This is a genomic window from Cytobacillus dafuensis (assembly GCF_007995155.1).
Classification (GTDB): Bacteria; Bacillota; Bacilli; order Bacillales; family Cytobacillaceae; genus Cytobacillus; species Cytobacillus dafuensis.
The window spans coordinates 4,206,993-4,231,682 of sequence record NZ_CP042593.1 but is presented as its reverse complement, the minus strand read 5'-3'; the positions used below and the strand labels follow the sequence as shown (position 1 = coordinate 4,231,682).

Annotated in this window: 22 protein-coding genes and 1 pseudogene; 15 read left to right on the top strand and 8 right to left on the bottom strand. The window is 38.2% G+C overall.

The genetic code is table 11. From position 1 onward, the window contains the following. Positions 1 to 33: 33 nt before the first annotated feature. From FSZ17_RS20260 to FSZ17_RS20245, 4 genes are all read left to right on the top strand, one after another. The gene (locus FSZ17_RS20260) at positions 34 to 765 is read left to right on the top strand and encodes an SDR family NAD(P)-dependent oxidoreductase (protein ID WP_057773747.1); all 732 of its coding nucleotides are present in this window, start codon (positions 34 to 36) and stop codon (positions 763 to 765) included. Next, positions 762 to 1,799: an S-adenosylmethionine:tRNA ribosyltransferase-isomerase gene (locus FSZ17_RS20255; RefSeq protein WP_057773745.1), complete on the top strand. Its 1,038-nt coding sequence runs from the start codon at positions 762 to 764 to the stop codon at positions 1,797 to 1,799. Before FSZ17_RS20260 ends, FSZ17_RS20255 begins: the two co-directional genes overlap by 4 nt. Further along, positions 1,796 to 2,173, top strand: coding sequence for a VOC family protein (locus FSZ17_RS20250; protein WP_057773743.1), 378 nt, complete (start codon positions 1,796 to 1,798; stop codon positions 2,171 to 2,173). Before FSZ17_RS20255 ends, FSZ17_RS20250 begins: the two co-directional genes overlap by 4 nt. A gap of 299 nt (positions 2,174 to 2,472) precedes the next feature. Then, entirely contained in the window at positions 2,473 to 3,189 is a 717-nt protein-coding gene (locus FSZ17_RS20245) for a YjjG family noncanonical pyrimidine nucleotidase (RefSeq protein WP_057773741.1), read from the top strand. Between the two features lie 140 nt (positions 3,190 to 3,329). On the opposite strand, the gene FSZ17_RS20240 is transcribed toward FSZ17_RS20245, so the two are convergent. From FSZ17_RS20240 to FSZ17_RS20230, 3 genes are all read right to left on the bottom strand, one after another. Beyond that, positions 3,330 to 3,575 carry a DUF2164 domain-containing protein gene (locus tag FSZ17_RS20240; protein ID WP_057773739.1) on the bottom strand — a complete coding sequence of 82 codons (246 nt, stop codon included), beginning with the start codon at positions 3,573 to 3,575 and terminating at the stop codon, positions 3,330 to 3,332. A 163-nt stretch (positions 3,576 to 3,738) separates the two neighbouring features. Beyond that, a complete protein-coding gene (locus FSZ17_RS20235) occupies positions 3,739 to 4,203 on the bottom strand; it encodes a DinB family protein (protein WP_057773737.1) in 465 nt (154 codons plus the stop codon). A gap of 151 nt (positions 4,204 to 4,354) precedes the next feature. Beyond that, complete coding sequence (locus tag FSZ17_RS20230; RefSeq protein WP_057773735.1) at positions 4,355 to 6,097, bottom strand: alpha/beta hydrolase; 1,743 nt, start codon at positions 6,095 to 6,097, stop codon at positions 4,355 to 4,357. Positions 6,098 to 6,467: 370 nt separating this feature from the next. On the opposite strand from FSZ17_RS20230, the gene FSZ17_RS20225 reads away from it, so the two are divergent. From FSZ17_RS20225 to FSZ17_RS20215, 3 genes and pseudogenes are all read left to right on the top strand, one after another. Beyond that, positions 6,468 to 6,908 carry an SRPBCC family protein gene (locus FSZ17_RS20225; RefSeq protein ID WP_057773733.1) on the top strand — a complete coding sequence of 147 codons (441 nt, stop codon included), beginning with the start codon at positions 6,468 to 6,470 and terminating at the stop codon, positions 6,906 to 6,908. Positions 6,909 to 7,119: 211 nt separating this feature from the next. Then, positions 7,120 to 7,991, top strand: a pseudogene (locus FSZ17_RS20220) (AraC family transcriptional regulator). A gap of 11 nt (positions 7,992 to 8,002) precedes the next feature. Then, positions 8,003 to 8,581 carry a GNAT family N-acetyltransferase gene (locus tag FSZ17_RS20215; protein ID WP_057773731.1) on the top strand — a complete coding sequence of 193 codons (579 nt, stop codon included), beginning with the start codon at positions 8,003 to 8,005 and terminating at the stop codon, positions 8,579 to 8,581. A gap of 495 nt (positions 8,582 to 9,076) precedes the next feature. Here the strand turns inward: FSZ17_RS20215 and brnQ are convergent, their stop codons facing one another. The 3 genes from brnQ to FSZ17_RS20200 form a co-directional block, all read right to left on the bottom strand. Then, on the bottom strand, positions 9,077 to 10,423 hold the full coding sequence (brnQ, locus tag FSZ17_RS20210) for a branched-chain amino acid transport system II carrier protein (protein ID WP_057773729.1): 1,347 nt from the start codon (positions 10,421 to 10,423) through the stop codon (positions 9,077 to 9,079). 128 nt (positions 10,424 to 10,551) lie between these two features. Then, positions 10,552 to 11,499 carry a proline dehydrogenase family protein gene (locus FSZ17_RS20205; RefSeq protein WP_228460368.1) on the bottom strand — a complete coding sequence of 316 codons (948 nt, stop codon included), beginning with the start codon at positions 11,497 to 11,499 and terminating at the stop codon, positions 10,552 to 10,554. Positions 11,500 to 11,595: 96 nt separating this feature from the next. Continuing rightward, positions 11,596 to 12,582 carry a proline racemase family protein gene (locus tag FSZ17_RS20200; protein ID WP_228460242.1) on the bottom strand — a complete coding sequence of 329 codons (987 nt, stop codon included), beginning with the start codon at positions 12,580 to 12,582 and terminating at the stop codon, positions 11,596 to 11,598. Positions 12,583 to 12,776: 194 nt separating this feature from the next. Between FSZ17_RS20200 and FSZ17_RS20195 the strand changes: the two genes are divergently transcribed. Further along, positions 12,777 to 14,150 carry a sigma-54 interaction domain-containing protein gene (locus FSZ17_RS20195; protein WP_057773723.1) on the top strand — a complete coding sequence of 458 codons (1,374 nt, stop codon included), beginning with the start codon at positions 12,777 to 12,779 and terminating at the stop codon, positions 14,148 to 14,150. 130 nt (positions 14,151 to 14,280) lie between these two features. Here the strand turns inward: FSZ17_RS20195 and FSZ17_RS20190 are convergent, their stop codons facing one another. Together FSZ17_RS20190 and FSZ17_RS20185 are read right to left on the bottom strand one after the other, a co-directional pair. Then, complete coding sequence (locus FSZ17_RS20190) at positions 14,281 to 15,384, bottom strand: ABC transporter permease (protein ID WP_057773721.1); 1,104 nt, start codon at positions 15,382 to 15,384, stop codon at positions 14,281 to 14,283. Positions 15,385 to 15,388: 4 nt separating this feature from the next. Next, positions 15,389 to 16,318 carry an ABC transporter ATP-binding protein gene (locus FSZ17_RS20185; RefSeq protein WP_057773719.1) on the bottom strand — a complete coding sequence of 310 codons (930 nt, stop codon included), beginning with the start codon at positions 16,316 to 16,318 and terminating at the stop codon, positions 15,389 to 15,391. 258 nt (positions 16,319 to 16,576) lie between these two features. On the opposite strand from FSZ17_RS20185, the gene FSZ17_RS20180 reads away from it, so the two are divergent. From FSZ17_RS20180 to FSZ17_RS20150, 7 genes are all read left to right on the top strand, one after another. After that, positions 16,577 to 17,908, top strand: a complete 1,332-nt coding sequence (locus tag FSZ17_RS20180; protein WP_057773717.1) for an aminotransferase family protein — start codon at positions 16,577 to 16,579, stop codon at positions 17,906 to 17,908. A gap of 102 nt (positions 17,909 to 18,010) precedes the next feature. Beyond that, complete coding sequence (locus FSZ17_RS20175) at positions 18,011 to 19,432, top strand: aldehyde dehydrogenase family protein (protein WP_057773715.1); 1,422 nt, start codon at positions 18,011 to 18,013, stop codon at positions 19,430 to 19,432. Positions 19,433 to 19,929: 497 nt separating this feature from the next. After that, a complete protein-coding gene (locus FSZ17_RS20170) occupies positions 19,930 to 20,799 on the top strand; it encodes a 5-oxoprolinase subunit B family protein (RefSeq protein ID WP_057773712.1) in 870 nt (289 codons plus the stop codon). Next, positions 20,796 to 21,794, top strand: a complete 999-nt coding sequence (locus FSZ17_RS20165; RefSeq protein ID WP_057773710.1) for a 5-oxoprolinase subunit C family protein — start codon at positions 20,796 to 20,798, stop codon at positions 21,792 to 21,794. The genes FSZ17_RS20170 and FSZ17_RS20165 overlap by 4 nt, the downstream gene beginning before the upstream one ends. After that, a complete protein-coding gene (locus tag FSZ17_RS20160) occupies positions 21,787 to 22,035 on the top strand; it encodes an acetyl-CoA carboxylase (protein WP_057773708.1) in 249 nt (82 codons plus the stop codon). Before FSZ17_RS20165 ends, FSZ17_RS20160 begins: the two co-directional genes overlap by 8 nt. 98 nt (positions 22,036 to 22,133) lie before the next feature. Further along, positions 22,134 to 23,489, top strand: a complete 1,356-nt coding sequence (locus FSZ17_RS20155) for an acetyl-CoA carboxylase biotin carboxylase subunit (protein WP_057773705.1) — start codon at positions 22,134 to 22,136, stop codon at positions 23,487 to 23,489. 282 nt (positions 23,490 to 23,771) lie between these two features. Continuing rightward, on the top strand, positions 23,772 to 24,536 hold the full coding sequence (locus tag FSZ17_RS20150) for a LamB/YcsF family protein (RefSeq protein ID WP_057773703.1): 765 nt from the start codon (positions 23,772 to 23,774) through the stop codon (positions 24,534 to 24,536). Positions 24,537 to 24,690 lie beyond the last annotated feature (154 nt).

Genomic DNA, 24,690 nt, shown 5'->3' with positions numbered 1-24,690 from the left:
AAGTAAGAAAAATAAAGAAAGCGAGAGATTCATATGAACAAAAAAGCGGTTGTCATGATTACTGGAGCATCAAAAGGTCTTGGAAGAGCATTGACATTGGCATTTGCAAAACAAGGGATGCGGCTTGCCATTTGTGCAAGAGGGGAAGGACTGTTGCGTGAGGTAGAACAAGAAGCACGGGAGCTCGGCGCTGAAGTCATCGCAGTAAGTGCTGATAGTACTGACGTAAAGGATGTTAATCGTTTCGTATCGATTGTAGAAGAAGCATTTGGAAGCATAGATGTCCTAATTAATAATGCATCAATATTTGGACCGGGGCCAACGCTGCTGGCTGATTATCCGGATCATGAATTTTCTGAAGTGCTTCGGGTGAATGTGTTGAATCCTTTCCTTGTCACGAAGCGTGTATTACCAGGCATGTTAACACGTAATAAAGGGAGAATCCTTAATGTAACATCGGAAGCAGGAAAAACAGGATTTGCCGAATGGGGAGCGTATGGTATCTCTAAGTTTGCAGTAGAAGGCTTAACACAAACATGGGCTGATGAATTGCAAGATACAGGTGTTAGTATGGGGATGGTGGATCCAGGTGAAATGAATACGGAGATGCATGAGATTGCGGTTCCGGATTGTGATTATGAGCTTGGTGACCCGAATGAGGTTGCAAAAGTATTTGTTCACCTTGCGTTAGATGAAATGATGGAAGTGAATGGGAAGCGGTTTGAAGCACAGACCTTTTTACAAGAGAAGAGGGATGTTCTATGACGGCAACGGTTCATTCCTTCCAAGTACCTGAATATTTAAATGCGAGTGTCCCTGCAGAATATAGAGGGATACAGCGGGATCATGTGCGATTAATGACACTCGATACTGTTACTGGTGACAGCTCCCACCATTATTTTTATCAGCTCGATTCTTGTTTGCGTAAGGGAGACTTGCTTGTACTAAATAATAGTCGAACTCTTCCAGCAGTGTTAAAAGGAAAACAAGGAAAGCAAACGATAGAAATTCGGTTATCCCGAAAAGTTTCTGATGCGGATTGGGAAGCACTTATTGTTGGTGGAGTCGTGACTGTAGGAGAAATAATAAATTTACCTGGAGATTTAACAGCGACGATTACAGGGCTAGGAACAGAGGCACCTTTGATCATTCTCTCCTTTTCAAAGAGCGGATTAGATTTATACGATGCGATTTATCGATTCGGGGAGCCGCTGCACTATGAATATATTGAAACACCTTGGCCGTTAGAAATGTATCAAACAGTCTATGCTTCTGTCCCAGGCTCCGTGGAAATGCCTTCTGCTGGAAGAGCTTTTTCCTGGAAGCTTCTCAATAAGTTGAAGCAAAGTGGTGTGAACATCGCTTATCTTCAGCTTCATGCAGGCTTAAGCTATTACGGAAACGACCGTTGGCCTAATCCAAGTAAGCATTTTGAGCAATTTTGCGTTCCAGAAGAAACAGCAGAACTAGTAAACAAAACGAAAAAAAATGGCGGACGTGTCATTGCAGTAGGAACGACAGTTGTTCGGGCGCTTGAAACGGCTGTCAATGCCACTGGAAATGTTGAAGCACAGAAAGGAATTACAAGTCTTTATATTCAAAAAGGATACCCGCTGAAAGCGGTCGATGGACTTATTACAGGTTTCCATGAACCGGAAGCCAGTCATCTGGATCTGCTGACAGCCTATATAGATAAAGATTTTTTAATGCGGGCATACAGAGAGGCATTAACTGCTGGTTATCTATGGCATGAGTTTGGCGATATGAATTTGATTTTGCCGCTGGATGAGAAAAAATGAAATGGCATCATGCAGGTATTCAGGTTCGAAATTTAGAGGATTCCATCCAGTTTTATAAAAGGATGTTTGATTTTACAATTGAGCAATATCTTACATTACCCGGTGAGAAAATCGCATTTCTGAAAAAAGAAGATATTAGAATCGAATTAATTGAAGCAGAGGAAAGTCTAGTGCCGTTTAGTTCTATACACATTTCGTGGCAAGTGGAAGGATTAGAAATTTGGATGAACAAGCTGAGAAGTAAGGGACTCTATCCATTAGAAGGGCCTATCAAGCTGGAAAATGGCTGGGTTACCGTATTTTATGAGGGGCTTGATCACGAGGTAATCGAATTGATTCAGGAAGAAGGAAAAGGATTTTGCAATACCGTTTAAGGAAGCTACTATATAAACAAAGAGTGAGGGGAGAAAAAATTAAAATTTTTCTTCCTCGCTTTTATTTTTGGGCTAATTGTATAGGTATTCCTAAGATTGATTCCTGTTTCATGGACTATGAGACTATTCTTTGAAGGTAAATCTATTTTTTTGTATAATATGGAGCCATAGGTATTGATTCAGTGGTTTAATAGAAGTAGTAACTTGTATAGGAATGATTGAGAGGCTAAAGATGCCTCAAAGGATCAAATGTTAAACTATTAACAGTATGGTAAAGTCAGAAAAATGGAGAGAGACAATTGAAAAAATACAAAACTTTATTATTTGATATAGATGATACACTGTTGGATTTCGGTGAGGCAGAAAGATTAGCGTTAAGATTACTTTTCGAGGAGCACAGTTTTCCCTTAACCCCTGAAATCGAAGAGCGGTATAAAAAAATTAATCAGGGTCTATGGAGATCCTTTGAAGAAGGAAAACTAAATCGTGATGAGGTTGTAAACACACGCTTTTCTATTTTATTTAAGGAATATGGAAAAGAGGTGGATGGGGCAGTCCTAGATAGAAATTATCGTACCTACTTGGAACAAGGGCATCAGCTTATAAGTGGAGCCTATGAATTAATAACAGACTTGCATAACCATTATGACTTATATATTGTGACAAATGGTGTATCAAAGACTCAGGATAAGCGTCTGCGTGATTCAGGATTATATCCGTTTTTTAAGGATATTTTTGTTTCAGAGGACACCGGTTACCAAAAGCCAATGAAGGAATTTTTTGATTATGTCTTTGCAAGAATTTCTAATTTTGATGTGGAACAAACATTAATTATTGGGGATTCCTTCAGTGCGGATATTAAAGGTGGTCATCAAGCTGGTATAGACACATGTTGGTTTAACCCAGAAATGAAGCCCAATCACACAGACATTATTCCAACCTATCAGATTCAAAAATTAGAGGAGCTTTATCGCATTTTATCAGGAAAAGAAAATAGAGTTGGCATCTGTAATTAAATGTGAATGAAGCAATATTAACTTTGATAAGATGGGCTAAATGTGTTCAGAAAGAAATTAGTTATTATGATAGTAAGCTATCTGAAGTTTGCTAGCACTGAAAAGGGTGAATGATATCTAATTCACCCTTTTAATATTATTTACCTATTAGTCGGCCGTTCTAGCGTTAATATTTCATCTTCAAGTGAAGAAAATTGCTGTTCCACAACATGTTTGACATCTAAGACAGCAGCGTTATAGAAATGTGGAGCAAGTGACTCCTTAACGAACTCTAATACTCTTTCTGCAGCAAATTCAGTTATTTCTTCATCCCTTTCTTGCGAAAAGAAATATTGAATGTCTGATATCATTAATTGATGCTGCTCTTTGGTAAGTTTTAAAAACATAGTGAACACTCCTTCAAGAAATTTATTACTGTAACTATACATGTGGAATTTAGAAAATTACAGGCTATTTTTTCTTGAAATAGTATGTACATGTGTATTGGTCCTATAACAATCGGGTGCATTCACTATGAATGCACCTCGACTATCAGCATAAAGATTTGTTTTAGTCGTTTATACTTTTTTTCAAATTAAGAATTGCTTGTAAATGAATTCCTTCGTGAAAAATAGTGCGAATTAATACTTGTTCAATGGTATGCATCCCCATTTCAGTTGGAGCAAACTCCTCTTCTAATCGTTCACCGTATTTCTTTTTTATTTGAGATGGTTGTTTTTGCAGTAAGCTCTTTAGCTCTTCTAATGAAGGTGTCTCAGGGGTAAAGTTAGCTGGAGAGGTTCCAAACCCAAACCAAGAATGAAATTGTTCAGGTACATCTGCCTTTTCTTTCGTAACTGCTTGGATCCATAAATTTTGGTCCAGATAAATATGGCCCAGGTTCCAACGGATATTATTATTGAAATCCTTTGGAACTATTTCTGCATCCTCTTCTGAAACATTCTCTAATACATGTAGAATCTCGCTTCGATAGCTCTCTAACTGAGTAAATAATACTTCATGACGTTGTTTCATAGTATTCTCTCCTTTTTATTTGTTAGAAATGTATTCTTCTATAAAAACCGTTTTTCCTGCTAAAAATATAGAAAATAAGCAAAATACGAAAATAAAAGGCCCTTCCGAAATTGAATGGAGGGCCTTTGGGTATCTATGAAGTATATGCCTATTATTTGTGTAGTTCTCTTAATTTTGCTTTGGATGGTGTTTTATAATCCACATAGCCTTTGAGATTCGTTATGTAATAGTCCCCTCCAAGGCCATATTGTCCGCCGTGTTTAATATCGTATCTATACACACGATATTGCTCACCAGGCTTTAAAACTCTAACAAATTGCAGTTTATCACCTTGACGTTTCCAAAGGTTAATCGGTTTTGAAATGGATACTTTACCGATCTGACCTTTTTTCATTAATAGGCCATCCCAGTATACTTTCGGTGTTGGCTTTTGTACATCTGGGTTAGTCTCTTCTGGTTTATTGCCTTCTTCGGGCTTAGAATTAATGCTGCCAGTTTTCACCCATTTGGCAATGTCTGAAATGAATTGTTGTGAGACATTGCTAGGTGTCATATACTCTGTTTGTCCATTTGGCTGGCCAGGGAAGTCTGCCAGCATATGATACATATCTGGATATACTTTATACTCTACGTTGTCTCTTTGTTTAAGCTCTGTTTTCCAGCTGTCAAGCTCTGAAGCTGGCACTTGAATATCTTTGCCACCTTGTAAAAGTAGCGTCGGTACAGTCTGCTCCTTAGCAAGCTCAGTTGGAACATAGTCACGGATATCAAACCACCAGTAAGGATTTCCTATTTTGAATACAGCAGGCAGATTTTCTTTTGAATATTTAGGATCATTAAGCAAAGCTAATGACTCTTTCAAAGGTGCAAATTGTTCCATCATTGCTTCTATTTGCTCTTTAGGCATATTCATTTTCTCGGCTCTTTCAACTGCTTGGTCCAATTGCCATAGCAGTAAATCTTGAAACTTCCCTGCTGGTCCTGCTGCTCCGATAACACCTTTAATATCTTGTTTCTTATCATTATTGATTATAAGTGGAAGAGCAAAAGCACCTTGGCTGTGTCCTAGAACAAAGATATTTTTAGAATCGATTTCTGGCAGTGATTTTAATTTTTCCACAGCTAGATTTGCATCGAGTACTGTTTCCTCTTGAATGGAAAACATAGGCTTCAAACTGGATTTGATCGGATGAACTTTTGTTCTTTTATCATAACGAAGAACAGCTATACCCTCATTGGCAAGTCCAACAGCGATATCACGGAAAGGCTTTATCGAGTACATCGTTTCATCCATGTCATGAGCACCAGAACCATGAACGAGTACAACGACAGGAAACGGGCCATTCCCCTTTGGAATTGTTAGTACTCCAGGCAGGGAGAACTCTCCTTCGCCGATGGTTACTTGTTTTTCAGTATAGTTTTCTGGGTGATTGTAAGATGGATTTAAGAAGCTGTTGGGTTGATAGATCATATCAGTATAAAACTCATCTACCTTCCCTTCACTATTAAAAAGGATAACAAGCTCAAAAGGACCTTTTTCAGCCGTCATAGAGAACGTAGCTTTCGTGTGTACCCCATCATTCTTTAAATCTTTGAACTTTGTTTCTGTGATTTTCCCGTATAAGTTTAATAGGTTTGTCCAATAGCTGTTTAAAAGGTCTTTGGATAATACGGATTGAAGGTTTTTACTTAATTGCTGATAGGCCGCATCCCAGTTGTTTACTCTAGCAATCTCAACAAACTCTTTCGCTCTTTTTTCATAATCAATTTCTTTGATAGTTTCTTCAGCAGAAACACGATGTTCGCCTAAAGAAAAACTGCTTACTACACCAGTTAATCCAAGGGAGCTTGCTAACACTAATGAACTAATTGTTTTTGCTACTTTTTTTCCCATTTCATTCTCCTCCTGCTTAGGAGCCAAAAAGACTCCATCTTAATGTTCTAATAGTTATACGAATAAAAAAGGGAAATAGTTCAAATTTTTATAGAAAAATTAAACTTTTTTTAAAATATATGGATGAAACTAGCAGTTCAACGATATTTTTTTTCAATAAAGTATGATCCTGTGTAAATAAAACATTACTTATTTTGGCCACCAGATTAATACTTCTTATCGTTATATAATTAGAAGAATTTTTTTTACAAATAAAAGAAATGCGTAGCTGAAGTTGTTCTCCTAAAGAGGTTTTTTAGTAGAAAGTATATAATGTGTTAAATAAGGATATAAAGGAAAAATCATTATACCGAAAGAGAGTTGTTATAGTATGGACACTCAAGTCATTACAAAATTAAAAATACTTAAGCCAGCTAATGAGGTCTTTGAAGCCATAGTAGACCCTGAAAAAATGGCTAATTATTGGTTTTCATCGGGAACTGCAAGAGTGGAACAAGGTAAGAAAATTATTTGGAGATATGATGAATACAATGCAGAAGTGGTAATAAATGTTTTAGAAGTTGAGAAAAATAGGAAAATCGTTTTTTCTTGGGGGAAAGAGGGTCAAGAAACGGTTGTTACAATTGAACTAAAAGATTTGGATCATACGAGTACCATTATTGAAGTAAATGAATCTGGTTTGAAAGAAGATGACCCCGAAATAGTAAGCAAAATGATAGGACAAAAAGAAGGCTGGGTCTATATGTTAACTTGTTTAAAAGGGTATTTGGAAAATGGCATAAATATTCTAAGAGCCTCATTAATTCATTAATTATATAGCATTATGTTATAAAAAAACCGATTGTCCTTAGGGAGAAAATCGGTTTTTTATTATTTCAGAAAGAAAATCTTCTATTTTAAATACTATTGAAAATTAATTCATATAAACAATGGATAGGTTAAAATAGGGAGAAATAGCACAAATTATCAAAAAAATCTATTGTTCGAACGATATAATTTGAGTATATCAGAGGTGTTGGATAGTGGATTACTTTGAGAGAATACAAAACTCAATTGATTTCATCGAAAATAATCTTCAAGCTGAATGAATATTCATAACATTTCCTCAGAATCATGTTTTTCCGCATTTCATTTTCAGCGGCTTTTTCAAGCGATTACAGGGTTTTCTGTTCAAGAGTATATTAGGAATAGAAGACTGTCTGAGGCTGCGGTTTTACTTAAAGAGACAAGAATGAACATATTAGAAATAGCAATTTCTTATCAATATGGGTCGCAAGAAGCGTTTACTCGTGCATTTACAAATCGTTATGGTATGACTCCGGCTAGATATCGAAGGGGAGAAACGAAGGTAAGCTATCAAAACAAAATGAACTTTTTAGATTATAAGAATAAGATGGAGGGAGATTTGATGATAAACAGGCCTGAAATCATTCAATTAAACAAGATATATATAATTGGTTATGAGTACGAAACGAACTTAAATAATGAGAAGTATTTCGAGGAAATTCCGGGTTTATATTTTGATTTTGGAAGAAATGAATATTATTTAAGGATTCCTAAGAAAATAGCACCTAATATATCATACGGGATCTCTACTAACTTTCATGATGATGGCCGTTTCTCGTTCATTGTTGGAGAAGCAGTACAAGAATTTACTGCAGAATTAGAAAATGGTTTTGTTCATGTTGAAATTCCAGAGGGTAAATATGCTGAATTCAAAATCAACGGTCCAGCTGATTTAGTTCAGAACACAAGAAGATACATCTATGGAACATGGCTGCCAAATTCAAACTATGAAAGAAGAGAGGGACCAGATTTTGAGGTCACGGATGTCTTAAATTCCTCATTTCCAAATGAAATGAAAATGAGGATTTACATACCTATTAAGGAATAAAGGAGAATAACATGAATATTGATCAGGTATTTGCAGCTTTCCCAGTATTGGAGTCTGAAAGTTTAGTATTAAAGAAAATGGAAGAGGCCCACATACAGGAATTATATACGATCTACAGCAATGACAAAGTATTTGAATATTGTGGGATCATTCCAAAAAACAACTTGCAAACGGTAAGTAAAATGATTGGTCATTTTGAAAGGGATTATCATAAGAAAAGCCGAATCAAGTGGGGCATTTTTCAAAAGACTGAAGTGAATAAATTGGTTGGAATTATTGAATTAATGGACTTTAACCAAAAAGTGAACATGGTTACTTTAGGATACTATTTAGCAGAAGACAATTGGGGTAAGGGCATAGCGTCAGAATCTGTTCGTATGGTAGTCAAATTTTTATTTGAAGAAGTGAATATGAATAGAATTCAAGCAGAGGTAATGCCAGCAAATGAGATTTCCAAAAAAGTTCTTTTGAAAAATGGTTTTATGAAGGAAGGATTGCTAAGACAAGCGACGATTTGGTCTGGAAAAGGAGTCGTTGATTTAGAAATATATAGCATACTAAAAGAGGATTATATGAATTGTAATTTTTAATACATATGGATATTTCCATATAATAAGAAAACACTCACGAATTCCTGGCAATCATGTTAGCGTCACTCAACATAACAGGAGGGTTCGTAAGTGTTTTCCATTTCACTAAGATAGTTATTTTCTACATGTTGAAAAAATACATCAGAATAGCGTTGTCCCACGACTGGAGAACAAGGAAATATGTGATTCACCAGTGTTAAACAAACTTAGTCATCCTTCTTCAGTTTTACTGAGGGTAGTTGAAGAAGGAGCTACATTAGATTGGGAACCAATCTAGCTAAATTAATTCTTGGATCGTGTGGTAATCACAGACAGTGGTGAAGAGACATAAAGTGAAACTTCAATCAGTGGGGGTTTTCCTCATCCCCTACTGATTGTTAGTTGAACTTATCGGGCCTTTACGGGCAGTTGATCCCCCACTTACTCTTCTTTGTTTTACTCGAATCATTGAAGTGGGGGTCTTACTACCCGTTAATCTGCGATAAATATAAACTTTTAACTAGCCATTTTAATCGTCCTGTCAGATTCTTTCTTTGATTTGGCTACAATCAAACCAATAAGAAATCCGATAAGACCTGTGGTGATCCAGCCAGCGCCATTTTCAAATAAAGGAATGAAACCGAAGATGTTATTAATGGTTTCCGGTGCAATAATGCCGTCCTTTAAAGCATCAAGAATGGCAACAAATCCCACACCAATCATTGTTCCAATATAAACCGATTGATGACCTTTAAACAAATTATTTGTAAATATTAAAACGATTAAAGCAATGGCCAAAGGATAGAGTAAAAGCAAAATAGGAGATGCTAATGTTAGAATTTTGTTGAGACCAAAGTTTGTAATGATTAAGCTTAAAATGGAAAAGAGAATTAACCACTTTTTATAAGAAATGGAAGGGACAATTCTTTCGAAATATTCGGATACAGCTGCTAAGCAGGCAACATTTGTTGTGATTCCTGTTAAGAATATAATGGTCCCGATGATATAGATTCCGATCTGCCCGAATAGAACTTTGGAGCTTTGTGCTAACACTTCTCCTCCATTTTCCTTAAACCCAATGGCGTCGACACTTGAAGCACCAATCCATGCCATTGAGGTTTGCAGCCCTACCAAGCCGATAATGGTCACGATTCCTGCTTTAATAAATAGCTTTGATACTTCCTTTTCAGACTTTATTCCTAAGGAACTGATCGATTTAATGAAAATTCCTCCAAATACAAACGCGGCAAGAACGTCCATCGTGTAGTAACCTTGTACAAACCCTTTCAAAAAAGCGTCAACGCTTTGAATATACTCTCCTTGAGGCTGTCCAATACTTCCCATTGGTGTAAAAATTGATTTTCCAATTAGCAATAATAATAATATTGCGAATATAGGGGTGATTATTTTTCCAAGCCGATCGACAAATTTTGTTGTATTCCATGAAAGCAGGATCGTTAGAACGATAAATATAGCGGAGAAAATAAACAAATAAAGACTGCCATTTGATTTCGCTTCAATTAACGGATGTATGGCAATTTCATATACGACAGAAGTTGTTCTCGGGATTACATAAATCGGCCCAAGCGCTAAGAATAGTAAAATTGAGAATATGGTAGCGAACAAGGGGTGAACTCTTCCTGAAAGTTTTTCAACTGTTCCTCCTCCGCGTGTTAAAGCTATGATAGCTAGTAAAACTAAACCTACACCTGTAATTAAAAATCCACCCATGGCAATCCAAGTATTTGTTCCTGCCTGTTGGCCTACCATCGGAGCGAATATAACGTTACCAGCGCCTAAGAACATAGCAAAGAGCATGAGACCAATTGCAATCACTTGCGAAAATGATACTTTCTTTTCCATTTATTCTCCTCCTTAAGATGCAAATCGAGGATGACTTTTAATAAAGAGGGATGGATATTCACCATCCGCACTATTATAAATATTATAGTAGTATTATAACATTTCAGTCATCTTAGTTTTTACACTATTCATTTTTTGCTTAATCTTCCTAATATAAAGGCTCCAGCTCCAAGTCCAATGAGTGTATTTGTTTTTTTAGAAAACATTTGTTTGGCAACGAGATTGAGATTTTGTGGACGTTCAGCTAATCGGCGCATGAAATAGCCATACCAATCATTTCCGAATGGGACATATGTGCAGAAATTATAGCCTTCTTTGGCAAGCTTAAGCTGCAAATCTTTTCTAAATCCATACAGCATTTGGAATTCAAATTTTTCTTGCGGAATATTACTCTTTTTCGCAAAATTTTTCACATGATCAATGACATGGTGGTCATGGGTTGCGATTGATGTGAATTTCCCGTTTAACAAGTGATATTCAATTAACTTGATGTAGTTTCGGTCAATATCTTGTTTGTCTTGATAGGCTAAGTTTTCAGGCTCCTTATAAGCACCTTTTACGATTCTTAAGCGATAGTTTTCATATTTTTTTATAATTTCTTCAGATTGATAGAAGTATGCTTGAATAACTGTGCCGAGATTATCATATTCTTTCGAAAGCTCATCAATAATATCAAAAGATGGCTGAAGATGACCGTAATCCTCCATGTCAAAGTTAATAAAAATATTATACTCGTATGCTTTTGCAACGATTTCCCTTAAGTTCTCCAAACAGAAGCCATATTCAATATCCAAGCCGAGCTGGGTAGGCTTCAAGGAAATATGGGCATCCAAATTATTTTTATGAATGGCCTCAATTACGCCAAGAATTTGATTCTTAGCCTCTGTTGCTTCCTTTTTTTCAAAAACAAATTCACCTAGGTTATCGATTGTTGCCGAAATGCCATTTTCATTTAACTTTTTGACGCTTTCGACCATTTCTTCTATATTTGTTCCGGCAACAACAGATTGTGCGCCAAGTTTTAAGCCCCATCTTTTAGCCCCGCTATTAAGAGCTTTATTTTGTGATAGCATCATAAAAAAGTCTCTCGTTAAACCCAAAGTAATTACCTCCATTTTTTGCTCTTTCTACTGCAGCGACAAGCACTTTTCCAATTTATTTATTTGGTTAAATTATTTTAATAGAAATCCTTCTGCATATGGATCTGTCTCGTCTAATAAGAACTTATGAACACCTGTTACCCATGCAGATCCTGTGATTTTTGGGATGATGGCTTTAATTCCTTTTACGTTTGTAAAATCAACGACTTCACCTTTAAACTGAGATCCAATGATGCTTTCTTGAATAATTTGCTCATTTAGTTCAAGCTTCAAGGTTGATAGTTTTGCGCATGTTCCTGTTCCGCAAGGGGATCTATCGATTTGGCCATCTCCAAAAACAACGGTATTTTTATAATGATTTTCATCTAGCTGAAGACTGAATTCAACAAGGTCAATGGTCGTTATTTCCGGAATTTCGGGATGCTCGATAACCAATTGTTCATTGGCTGCTTTCCTGATGGCTATGCCAATTGCCGCAATTTGATCTTGTTCATCAATGTCTAACTTAAGATTGAATTGTTCAGCATCCACTATGGCGAAAAAACTTCCCCCAAACGCAATATCCATCTTAATTGCCCCTAAATCCTCTACTAAAACGCTTACATCCTTTTTAAATAAAAACGCTGGAACATTAATAAAGGAAACTTCCTTCACCTTATCGTTTTCATATGCAACATGGCATTCAACAATTCCGGAAGGTGTATCAAGGAATACCTTGTCCTTTTTAGCGATGAGGCCATTATTTATGGCAACTGTGACAGAGGCAATCGTACCATGACCACACATGTTCAGATAACCGCCGCTATCCATAAATAGGACACCGAGATCACAATTAGGATTACAAGGCGGTGTTAATATGGCACCGAACATATTTAAATGACCTCTTGGTTCATGCATAAGAAGTTTACGAATATGGTCCAATTCGGATTCTAAATATTGTTTCTTCTGCATCATTGTATTCCCTTGAACGTTCGGAAGACCGTCAACAATAATTCTGGCTGCCTCTCCCATCGTATGGGCATCAATTGTTTGAATATAATTTTCCAAAGTTAACATCATATTTGCAACCTCCTGATGATATTAATAGTGACTATGCAGTTAATGTGCAAATTTTATGCCAACTCGAATAATTAGGGATAATCCTAACATTGCAAACGATTTCTAGTCCTTGTACAATAGGGAGTGTTCATTATATTTACACTTTTGTAAATACACCTTTACATTTACAGTAGTGACAGCGGGAGGTGCAAGGAATGAATGATTTGTCATTGGATCATTCCTTTAATTATTTAAATGCTTTAATGGAAACAAGTTCTGATGCTATAACAATTATTAATGCATTAGGGGAAGTGCAATATTGGAGTGCACAGGCTGAGCAAATTTATGGAGTCCCGCTTAAAGATATTAAGCAGAAGAAAATAAGCAAGTTTTTTAAAATAGAAGATTTGAAAATACTCGAGATATTAGAAACAAAGAAAGCCGTTTCGAACGTGTATCATCAGCCAAGACCAGATATGCATGTTTTGATTAGTTCCTCTCCCATTTTTGATGATAAGGGGAATTTAATAGGAGCCATCTCGATCGACCAAGACATAACAAATATTGTGAAATTAAATGAGAAGTTAACTTTAACGACAACCCAATTACAAAAAATAAAGCAACAGTATCATTTGCATGAACAAATAGGTCCATTATCGGAAATTAAAGGGCATAGTGATGCTTTACAAAATGCAAAGGGCTTAGCTATAAAAGTTGCGAAAACGGATGCTACGGTTTTAATTCAAGGTGAAAGTGGAGTAGGGAAAGAACTATTTGCTCAAGGAATCCATGAAGCCAGCCTAAGAAAGAATCAGCCTTTTATTCCGATTAACTGCGGCGCTATTCCTGATGCTCTTTTTGAAAGTGAGTTTTTTGGCTATGAAAAAGGATCTTTTACTGGTGCAGATAAGGAAGGGAAAGCGGGAAAAGTGGAGATGGCAGACGGTGGTACTTTATTTTTAGATGAAATTGGTATGCTTCCACTTGATATGCAAGTGAAATTATTAAGGGTTCTCCAGGAAAGAGAAGTTTGTCGCATTGGCGGAAATACCTCGGTAAAAGTGAATATTAGAATCGTTGCAGCGACGAATAGCGATTTGGAAGAAATGGTCAAACAGGGGACATTCCGAGAAGATTTATATTATCGTTTAAATGTTGTTACATTGAAAATTCCCCCTCTTAGAGAGAGAATTGATGATATTCCGGAATTGGTCAAAAATTTCGCTCAAGAATTTGCTGTCAAATACCAAAAGGAGCTTCCAACGCTTATGAATAGTGCAATGGAAGTGTTTATGAGCTATAAATGGCCAGGAAATATAAGAGAACTAAGAAATGTTGTGGAGAGAATGATCATCTTTATTGATAAATCTGCAATTAATGCAGAAGATGTCATTAATATATTTCCTAGTATTAAACAGGAAAAAATGAACAAGGAAGGATTAGCCCTCGAGAAAGCAACGTTGGAAAAGGATAGAATTATAGAAGCCCTTCACGAAACATATGGAAATAAAAGCGCTGCAGCCAAAAAATTAGGTATTTCCAGGGTAAGCCTCTACAATAAAATAAAACAATTTGATATTAAAGTTTGAAAGTTTTTAATGCTAGAAAAAGAGGATGAGCGTTTAAAATCTCATCCTCTTATTAAATTTGTTTGGAACTAGTTTTGCTTATTCTAAAAAACTGTTAAATTGCAAGTAACTTTTTAGATCCAAGTCCTTCTTACGCTCTCCACTTAAAAAACTTCGCACCAACAGCAAATGTTGCGATCCCCCATAATACAAGTACGCCGATATTAACCCAAAAGCTCGAGTTCATGATCCCAATGCCATACACCATACTATCTCGAATCCCGTTAGCAAAGTAAGTGAGCGGGGAAATGACGGCAATGGGTTTTATATAGCTAGGGAGCATAGATAACTCGAAAAAGATGCCGCTTAAGAACATCATGAGTAAGCTGAAAATATTGGCTAACCCCATATAACCGTCCATTGATTTCGTAAAAGCCGAAATCATAAAGCCGAAAGCAGAGAAGGTAATCGTTCCGACTATAAATACGATTAGAAAAGAAAGAATATTTAAATGTAAGGAAGCTTTAAAAAAGAAGACGCCAATGAATGTGAGGATGATAATTTGAATGATCGAGAGTATGAGGCGAACTAAAGTCTGGCTTAGTCCAAATGTACCCATCGAGATGGGTGTCAGCATTAATCGTTTTAAAAGACCATTTCTGCGCATTTCAATCATACCAACCATCCCAAATAACCCTGCTTGCCCGATGGATAAAGCAATCATCCCGGTGAAAAGGAAATCCACATATTTCAGCTTATCACTTCCAGATGAAATATATTTTGTCTGCAAAGTAAGCTGAGGACTTACATTTGCAATTTGATAGTTCACTTCTTGAAGAACACCGTTAAGAATACCGCCCATTGCTTGATTCAGTATGGAATTTTCTTTTTCTTTATTTAATAGTAGCTCTACACCCTTTGCGTCAAGACTAGTTGGAAGAACAATTGCTGCATCAATCTTTTTTTCTTTTAGCCACTCCGCTGCCTCTGCACGGCTAACGGTCGAATCCTTTTCCCACGTAAGTACTGGTATTTGTTTCAATACTAATTGTATTCTGGATGCAAGTTCATTCGGTTCTTCCATAACTGTTACAATATGAGCCTCAAAGGTAGATTCGCCGTCATTGGATCCACCGAAAATAGTCAGGAAAATAACCATAAGTAAAATGGGAAAAGCGATGGACCAGCCCCATACTGCTTTTTCGCGGAAAGTTGATTTGAAATTCGCCTCAAAGAGCTTACGAAACTGTTTCATTTGTTTAGTCCCTCCACTCTTTCCCTGTAAATGTAATAAAAACATCCTCAAGGCTTAAATCTTTAATCCCAATTTGCTGAACGAGGATTTGATTCTCTGTCGTATATTTAAAAAGATGATAGAGTGATTCTTCTGGGCTTGCTGTTGAAAAAATGAGCTTGTTTTGATCTGTATGCACTTTTGTTACCCCAGGATACGCTTTAACCATCAGAACCATTTTCTGGGCGTCTTTCATACTAGAAGGAAAAGTCAGGTGAATTTCACGTTCTTTTGCTAAAAGCTGTATTAAGTTCTGCGGAGTATCTAAGGCAATGATTTTGCCTTGGTCAACAATACAAACACGATCACTTAACTTTTCGGCTTCTTCCATATAATGCGTTGTTAAAATGGTCGTTTTTCCTAAGCCTTTTAGTTTGAGGATAATATCCCATATGTTTCTGCGTGCTTGCGGGTCTAGTCCTGTTGTCGGTTCATCTAGGAATAGAATATCAGGATCATTGACTAGTGCGATTCCAATCGCCAGCCGCTGCCTTTGCCCGCCAGATAAGGTTTTGACAAATTTTTTTCGATGGTCGGTTAAATTAATAAATTCCAAAACCTCATCGATGGAGCGTGAACGTTCATAGAGCCCTGCAAACACATCTAAACTTTCGTATACGTTAAGTAGGTCAAACAAGGCACTCGTCTGCGGCTGGACACCGATGATTTGCTTAATGCGCGTCGAATCGCCTTTCCAGTTCATTCCCTTCAGTTGGATTTCTCCGCTATCTGGTTTTTGCAGCCCCTCAATCATTTCCAGAGTTGTTGTTTTCCCGGCACCATTAGGACCAATAATCGTAAATATTTCACCAGCTTCTACGGAAAAGCTAATTGAATCCACAGCCACTACCGATTGAAACGACTTTCGAAGCTCCTTTACTTCCAAAATGGGCAATTCAATCCCCCCTTTAATGATCAAAAAAATCATACACAGGTTAATTGTATTCTTTTGGAAAATGGAATTATTCCCTTTTAAGTAACTATTTTTGCATTGGCCTTCTTGATATTTCTTTTGGTAGGGTTCGTTTTTGTTAAGGATATATTTCTCTTTTTTATATTCAAAAAATTAAGACAACCAATAAAAAGTTGGCATAAAATTTGCATTTACTACTTATATAAGAACGAAACTATAATTTTTAGGAGGAACTAAAACATGATAAAAGATGTGAATGTTATTCAAGAATTAATGGACTTAGATAAGAAACATTTTCTGCATCCGACCTCTCCTATTAAACAACAGCAAGATCATGGACCAACCTTTATTTTTACAGAAGGAAAAGGGGTCATGCTGAAAGACATGGCGGGAAATACAGTAATTGATGGGATGTCTTCTCTGTGGAATGTGAATGTAGGGCATGGAAGAGAGGAATTGGGGAAAGTGGCAATGGAACAAATGTCAAAGCTCGCTTTCTCATCCTGCTTTGCTACCTATAGCAATGAGCCTGCTATTCGATTGGCAGCAAAACTTGCCCAAATTGCCCCTGGGGATTTAAGTGCCACATTCTTTACTTCTGGTGGTTCAGAAGCAAATGATACAGCCTATAAATTAGCGCGCCATTATTGGATATTAAAAGGGCAGCCGAATAGAAGAAAGATTATTTCGCGAACAAAGTCCTATCATGGAGTTGCCATGGGATCGACGAGTGCTACCGGTTTGAAGCCTTTTCGTGACTTTATCAACTCTTTTGATCCAGATTTCTGCTATGCAGACCACTTTTCAACTCAGGATTTACGTGAAGTTATTGAATCAGAGGGTCCGGAAACGGTTGCTGCCTTTATTGCAGAGCCAGTACAAGGAGCAGGTGGGCTTCATGTAGCACCGGAAAACTATTTTAAGGAAGTTAGAAGCATTTGTGATGAGTATGGCATTTTATTTATCACGGATGAAGTGATAACAGGGTTTGGCCGAACTGGAAAATATTTTGGAATTGAACATTATGGTGTGACACCAGATATGATGTGCTTTGCAAAGGGAGTAACTAGTGGGTACGCACAATTAGGAGGAGTAATGCTTTCGGAAAAAATTCATCAAGATTTTACTGAGCTTTCGACAGGCACTCTTTTGCATGGCTATACGTACAGCGGACACCCAATGGCTTGCGCAGTTGCGTTAAAAAATATTGAAATTATTGAACGGGAAAATTTGATAGAAAATGCTGAAATAATGGGAAGCGGAATGCTTAAAGGGTTCAGGTGGATTCAAGGCGAGCGGCAGATCGTAGGCAAGGTAAAAGGTCTAGGTTTAATGGGTGGAATTGAAATTGTAAAAGACCGAAAGACAAATGAGAGGTTTCAAACACCTGTAGCTCCTATCATTGTAACGGAAGCGGCTAAGCGAGGACTTATTTGCAGGTCGGTCGTTTTCGATAATCAAGATACTGTTGTATTTTCACCGCCTTTAATCATTAACAAGGAAGAAATGGAAAGAATGATTGATATCCTTCATGATACTATTGCTGCAGTAGAAGCCGAAGTATTAATATAACTGCTTTTTAAACTAGCCAAAATAATAGAAGTTTCGTATGTTAGAAGAATATAATAATGTAGTAAACAATAATAGCAATTAAAGTTAAAGGAGAGACCACAGATGAAGAAGAAATTATTCATTAATGGAGAATGGGTGGAGGCAAGTAAGTATGCACCTCTTAGCTCTCCTTACAGTGGAAAGGTTATAGCAGAGATACCAACATCAACCGTTGAAGAGGTTGATATGGGGCTTGCGGCTGCTTTTCAGGCGAGAAAAACAATGGCTGATATGCCAAGCCATCAACGTGCTCAAATTTTAGAAAAAGTGGCTTCCCTATTAGAAAAGCGGGCAGATGAAGCCGCTGAGATTATTGCCACAGAGGCAGCCAAACCGATTTCAGCCGCACGAGCGGAGGTTGCTCGAACGGTTCAGACATATAAATTCGCTGCAGAGGAAGCGAAACGAATTCATGGAGAAACGATACCGCTTGATGCAGCACCAGGCGGGGAAGGAAGAATTGCTTACACAGTTCGTGAACCAATTGGCGTGATTGGAGCGATCACCCCTTTTAATTTTCCAATGAATTTAGTTGCTCACAAAGTTGGGCCAGCCATTGCGTCAGGTAATTCCGTTATCTTAAAACCAGCAGGCCAAACACCGATATCGGCTTTGTTTATTGCGGAATTATTTCAAGAAGCGGGGCTGCCAGCAGGAGCTTTAAATGTCGTAACAGGAAGCGGTGCGCTAATTGGAGAAAAGCTTGTGAAGGATGATCGAGTAAAAAAGATTTCTTTTACCGGCAGTCCTGAGGTGGGTATCGGAATCCGAAATAAAGCTGGATTAAAGCGTGTTACGCTGGAGCTCGGATCGAATGCAGCGGTTATTATTGATAAGGATACAAATATTGATAAAATCATTTCGCGCTGTGTTTCAGGTGCCTTTGGTTTTCAAGGTCAAGTTTGTATCTCCTTGCAGCGAGTTTATGTCCATGAAGAACAATATGAAGCATTTGTTGAAAAATTTGTTACAGCCACGAAGCAGCTGAAGATCGGTGATCCGCTTGATTCGCAGACGGATGTTTCAGCTTTAATTACGCCAAAGGATGTAGAACGCACCCTTGACTGGATTGAGGAAGCAAAGCAGCAGGGCGCAAAAGTTGCAGTGGGAGGAACAGCGGAAGGCAATATTTTATTACCTACCGTTCTATTAGAAGCAGATTCGTGCTTAAAGGTTTCTTGCCAGGAAGTTTTTGCCCCAATTGTGTTGATTAATAAAGTGAAATCTGTAGACGAGGCAATTGAGCTTGTGAATGATTCCCGATACGGGCTTCAGGCTGGTATTTATACGGATAATGTTCATACCGCCTTAACTGCTGCAGAACAATTGCATGTAGGTGGGGTCATGATTAATGATATTCCTACCTTCCGTGTGGATCATATGCCTTACGGTGGAGTTAAAGAAAGTGGAGTCGGCAGAGAAGGCATTAAGTATGCGATTGAAGAAATGACAGAACTGAAATTAGTTGTGTTTAATAGAAATTAATTAAAAATGACTGCAATATCTCTTTTAAATAAAGGATGTTGCAGTCTTTTTTTCAATTTTTATGGCTACTTCCATAGATATCGGTCAGATTTTAAAATTTTTCGGATACTTTTTTAGTTATATCGGTCACTTTTTAAGATATATCGGTCAGTTAAGTACTTATCCGCTACTTTTGAATAGATATCCGCAAGTTTCCTAATATATCCGCTACTTTTCCAATATATCCGCCACTTCCGAATAGATATCCGCAACTAAATTATTTTTCAGAAAAAAATCCTTCATACACTTTCAATAATGAAACATAAACTTTCAATTTTGAAAGATATTAATGCTTTTATAATGCCACACCAACTAATAATCTGAAAAATCAATAAATATAAAACTGGCATGGAAATTGCAATATTAATAGTTCGAGGGACATGAAGTCCTAGTCGGGCGAATGCCATAGAATGTGGTGTTCATGAGCGCGATAAATACTTATAGTGAGGTGAAGTCCGTTGGCCCGTTATGAATATGGCGGTGACGAGTTTATTTTTGTTGAACTATCTGAGGCAATGAGCCTGGAAACGAATTTTCAGGCAATGGCCATTACAAAGACTTTAAGAGAGGAAAAGCTACCTGGAATACTGGATATTTGCCCCTCAAATGCTTCCTATATGATTCGTTTTAATCCAGATATCATTCACCCTGACGAATTAATTTCAAAATTGAAAGAACTTGAACAAGAGGTGTCCTTAGAGAATTTTGAAATTACAGCCCGTGCAGTTGATGTTCCGATTTTATTCGAAGATCCTTGGACGCATGAAGCGTTGATGCGTTTTAGAGACCGACATCAGGACCCAACAGCGACAGATCTTGAATATGTGGCCCGTACTAACGGCTTTCCATCAAAAGAAGAGCTAATCAAAGCCATTACGGATAGTCCTTATCTCGTCTCAATGATTGGTTTTGTTCCGGGTTTGCCATGGTGCTATCAAATGGTTCCGAATGAGCAGCAAATCGAAGCGCCGAAATATGTTCGTCCTCGAACGTATACGCCTGAGAGAGCATTTGGATTTGGAGGTGCATTTGCTGTTATTTACCCGGTACAAGGTGCAGGGGGGTATCAATTGTTTGGCACTGCAGCAGCACCGATTTTTGAAAAAGAACAGCGTTTGCATGATTTCAAAGAATCGATGACCTTCCCTAGACAAGGGGATGTTTTCAGATATCGAAGCATTTCGATGGAAGAATACGAGGAAATTCGAAGAGAAGTTGAAAATGGAGATTTCCGTTATTTAACAAAGGAAATAACCTTTAAACCGCAAGAGGTACTTGAAAATCCAAAAGCATTTTCAGATTCCGTGCTAAGGAGGCTGTACGCATGATTAAAGTGATTAATCCTGGGCTTCAAACAACTGTTCAAGATCACGGCAGAATTGGTCATTATGAAGTGGGAATGCCTCCATCCGGTGCAATGGATAAATATTCTTACCTGGCAAGTAATTTACTCGTTGGAAACAAGGATCATGCTGCCGTTCTCGAGATCACCTATATGGGACCAGTCTTAGAATTTCAACAAGATGTAAACGTTGCCATTACGGGAGGAGAGATGCCGCCAAAAATCAATGGTCAGTCAGTTCCTATGTGGGAGACACTAGCGGTCAAGGCTGGCGATGTACTGTCATTTGATTTTATTAAACAAGGAGCTCGTGTATATTTAGCCGTTTCTGGCGGGATTGATGTACCGCTGATCATGGAATCACGGTCTACCTACACATTGTGTGGCATTGGTGGCTTTGAAGGACGTGCTCTTCAAGCAGGAGATGAATTGAAAATCGGCGGAGAAAACGAATCAGAGATAGCCGTTGGAACCCGTATTAGTGATGAACTCATTCCGACGTTTTCAAAAACAAATGAGATCCGTGTTGTTTTAGGATTGTGCAGTTATCGTTTAACGGAAGAGAGTAAGGAACGCTTTTTCTCTATTGACTGGACAGTTACTCCAGAAGCGAACCGGGTTGGTTATCGTTTTAAAGGAGAACGCTTGAATTTTGTTGAGCGAGAACAGCCATTTGGAGCAGGCAGCAATCCATCAAATGTTGTTGACCTAGGCTATCCAATTGGGTCCATCCAGGTACCAGATGGCGTCGAACCGATTGCTTTGTTAAACGATGCGGTGACAGGCGGAGGGTATGCGACGATTTGTACCATTATTAGTACGGACTTAGATAAGATGGCCCAAATCAAAACGAATGAAAAGGTTCGGTTTGTGGCTGTGAATATTCACAAAGCTCTTGAGATACGAAAAGAATATCAAGGCAAAATCAATCAAATGAAGCAGCAAGTTTTAGGACATAAAGGAGGAGTAAAAAATGGCTGAGCAAAAAACAGTGCTAACCCCTATTCCAGGAGTATTTTACCGTAAACCAGCTCCTGATAAGGATGTATATGTAAAAGAAGGAGATTCGGTTAAGGCAGGAGACGTAATTGCCCTAGTGGAAGTGATGAAAAATTTTTATGAAATTAAAGCGGAAACAGAGGGAGTCCTTGCACAATTCTTTGTTGAGGACGAAGACCTTCTCGATGCAGGTCAGGAAATAGCTGTCATCATCGAACAGTAAACATATTTGTGGAAGCTGTGATAATGAATATGGCTGAAGGATGCCATAACAGCATTTTGATGTAACAAAGCCTTTGTGATGAGGAGGATAAAGGGAAGATGAGCTATTTTCGAAAGGTGCTAATTGCAAACAGAGGAGAAATTGCGAGGAGAATCATTCGCACCTGCAAAAAGCTTGGTATCGATACAGTCGCTGTTTATTCTGAAGCTGATGCTGAGGCGCCACATGTTAGTGAGGCAACTGAGGCCGTTTGCATCGGTCCAGCTCAAGCGAAAAAGAGCTATCTTAATGTAGAAAAAGTCATTCAGGTAGCAAAGAAAACAAATGCCGATGCCATTCATCCTGGGTATGGCTTCTTATCTGAAAACCCAGAATTTGTACGCCGTTGTGAAGAAGAGAATATTGTCTTCATCGGTCCTTCTGCAGAAACAATACGCCTAATGGGCAGCAAGCTTGAGGCTCGTGTTCAAATGCAAAAAGCAGGTGTGAAGGTAGTACCGGGTACAGATAGAAGCCTTGATTCTGTAGAGGAAGCAGTACTGGTTGCGAATGAGCTTGGCTACCCGTTGATGCTAAAAGCAAGTGCTGGCGGTGGCGGTATCGGAATGCAGCTTGTTCATGATCAAGAAGAGTTAATAAAGGTATTTGATGGGACGAAGCAAAAAGCGAATTCATTTTTTAATGATGGCACTGTTTTTTTAGAAAAATGGATTTTGAATCCCCGCCATATTGAAGTGCAAATCGTCGCGGATACTTATGGAAATGTTTTGCATCTGTTTGAAAGAGAATGTTCAGTGCAACGCCGAAATCAAAAGGTGATTGAGGAAAGCCCATCGCCATTTTTGGATGATGCCCTGAGAAAAGAGCTGTTGGAAGCCGCCGTTCGTGGTGTAGAGCAAATCAATTATACGAATGTAGGAACAATGGAATTTATTTTTGATGAAAACAAAAATTTCTATTTCCTTGAAATGAACACCCGTCTGCAAGTTGAACATCCAGTAACGGAAGAAATAACAGGGCTGGACTTAGTTGAATGGCAGCTGAAGATTGCTGCTAAAAAACCATTAGCTGTTACACAGGAAGAGATCAATCAAACAGGTCACGCGATTGAATGCAGACTTTATGCGGAAGATCCTTATACGTTCTTCCCAAGTCCAGGGGTCATTTCCAGTTTGGAATTGCCAGAAAATGAGGCAAGATTTGACTTTGGCTACATAAACGGCAGTGCGGTTACCCCTTTTTATGACCCGATGATTGGAAAAATTATTGTTCACGGCATATCTCGTGATCATGCTCTTGCAAAAATGCAAAAAGTGCTTGAAGAGATTGATATACATGGAGTGAAAACAAATCTGCTGCTTCTCAAAAAAATAATGAGAAACGATCAGTTTATGGATGGCAGCTATACGACTGCATTTCTGGAGAAAAATAAAGGTCAATTAGTTAAAGAATAAAGTATAACTTTTTCTAGTTTGAGAAATGTCTAGCGCCAGGCGCCATCGGCTCACGGGTCTAAGCCAATCCGTCACGAAGGTTAAAGAACAACCTTCATGCCGGCTCGTCTTATGCTTGAGGTCAACAGGATGTGGGTCATGCAGGCGTTGCCACAGGACAAGGAAAGCTGCGACAGCGACACATCGCAAGACCAAGAGCTCTGCTTTTGGGAGGACGTGGCGTATTTAGCCTGCGTTCCTATATTATCAAGGCGCCTTGCGCTTTTCTAATGAGGTGACACGATGTTTAAAGTTGATTTGAACTGTGATATGGGTGAAAGCTTCGGCCTTTATGAATTGGGCAATGATGAAGAGATGATGAAGTATATTACTTCGGCTAATATTGCATGTGGCTTCCATGCTGGAGATCCGCATGTCATGAGAAAGACGGTGGAGCTTGCTAAGAAATATGATGTAGGAATTGGCGCTCATCCGGGATTTCCCGATCTATTGGGTTTTGGCCGTCGTTATATGACTTGTACGCCATCCGAAATTAAAGATTATGTTATGTATCAAGTAGGTGCATTAAGAGAGTTCTGTTCTGCAGAAAATGTTCGAATTCAGCATTGTAAACCGCACGGAGCCTTATTTATGAAAGCAGCGGAAGATAAAGCATTAGCTCGGGCGATATTAGAAACAATTCATGCGATTGACCCGAAAATGATAATCTTTGCTCTTAACCAGTCTGAGGTAATGGAAGAAGCGATAAAAATGGGAGTGCCAGTTGCTAAAGAAGCCTATGCAGACCGAGAGCATACAGAAAATGGATCTATTGTACTGACGAGGAAAGGTACACAAATCACTGATTATGAAGCGATGGCGCAGAGAGTTGTCCGAATGGTCAAAGAAGAAAGAGTCATCACTTACGATGGAAAAGATGTTTCCATTAAAGCAGAAACCATATGCATTCACGGGGACACACCAGGTGCTCCTATTTTGGCCAAAAAAATCGTAGAAGCTTTAAAAGAGGGCGGCGTCGAGATTGTTTCGATTAAAAGTATGATTTAGTCCTTTCTTACACGTTAAGAAAGTATAAATTGCCAGCGCAGAAAATGATTCGACGTAGTTGCCGATTTTAGGAATTAAGTACGACGGACAGGATGTCCTAGTCGGGAGAATGCCACAGGATAAGGAAAGCTTCGTCAGAGATACATCGCACGAC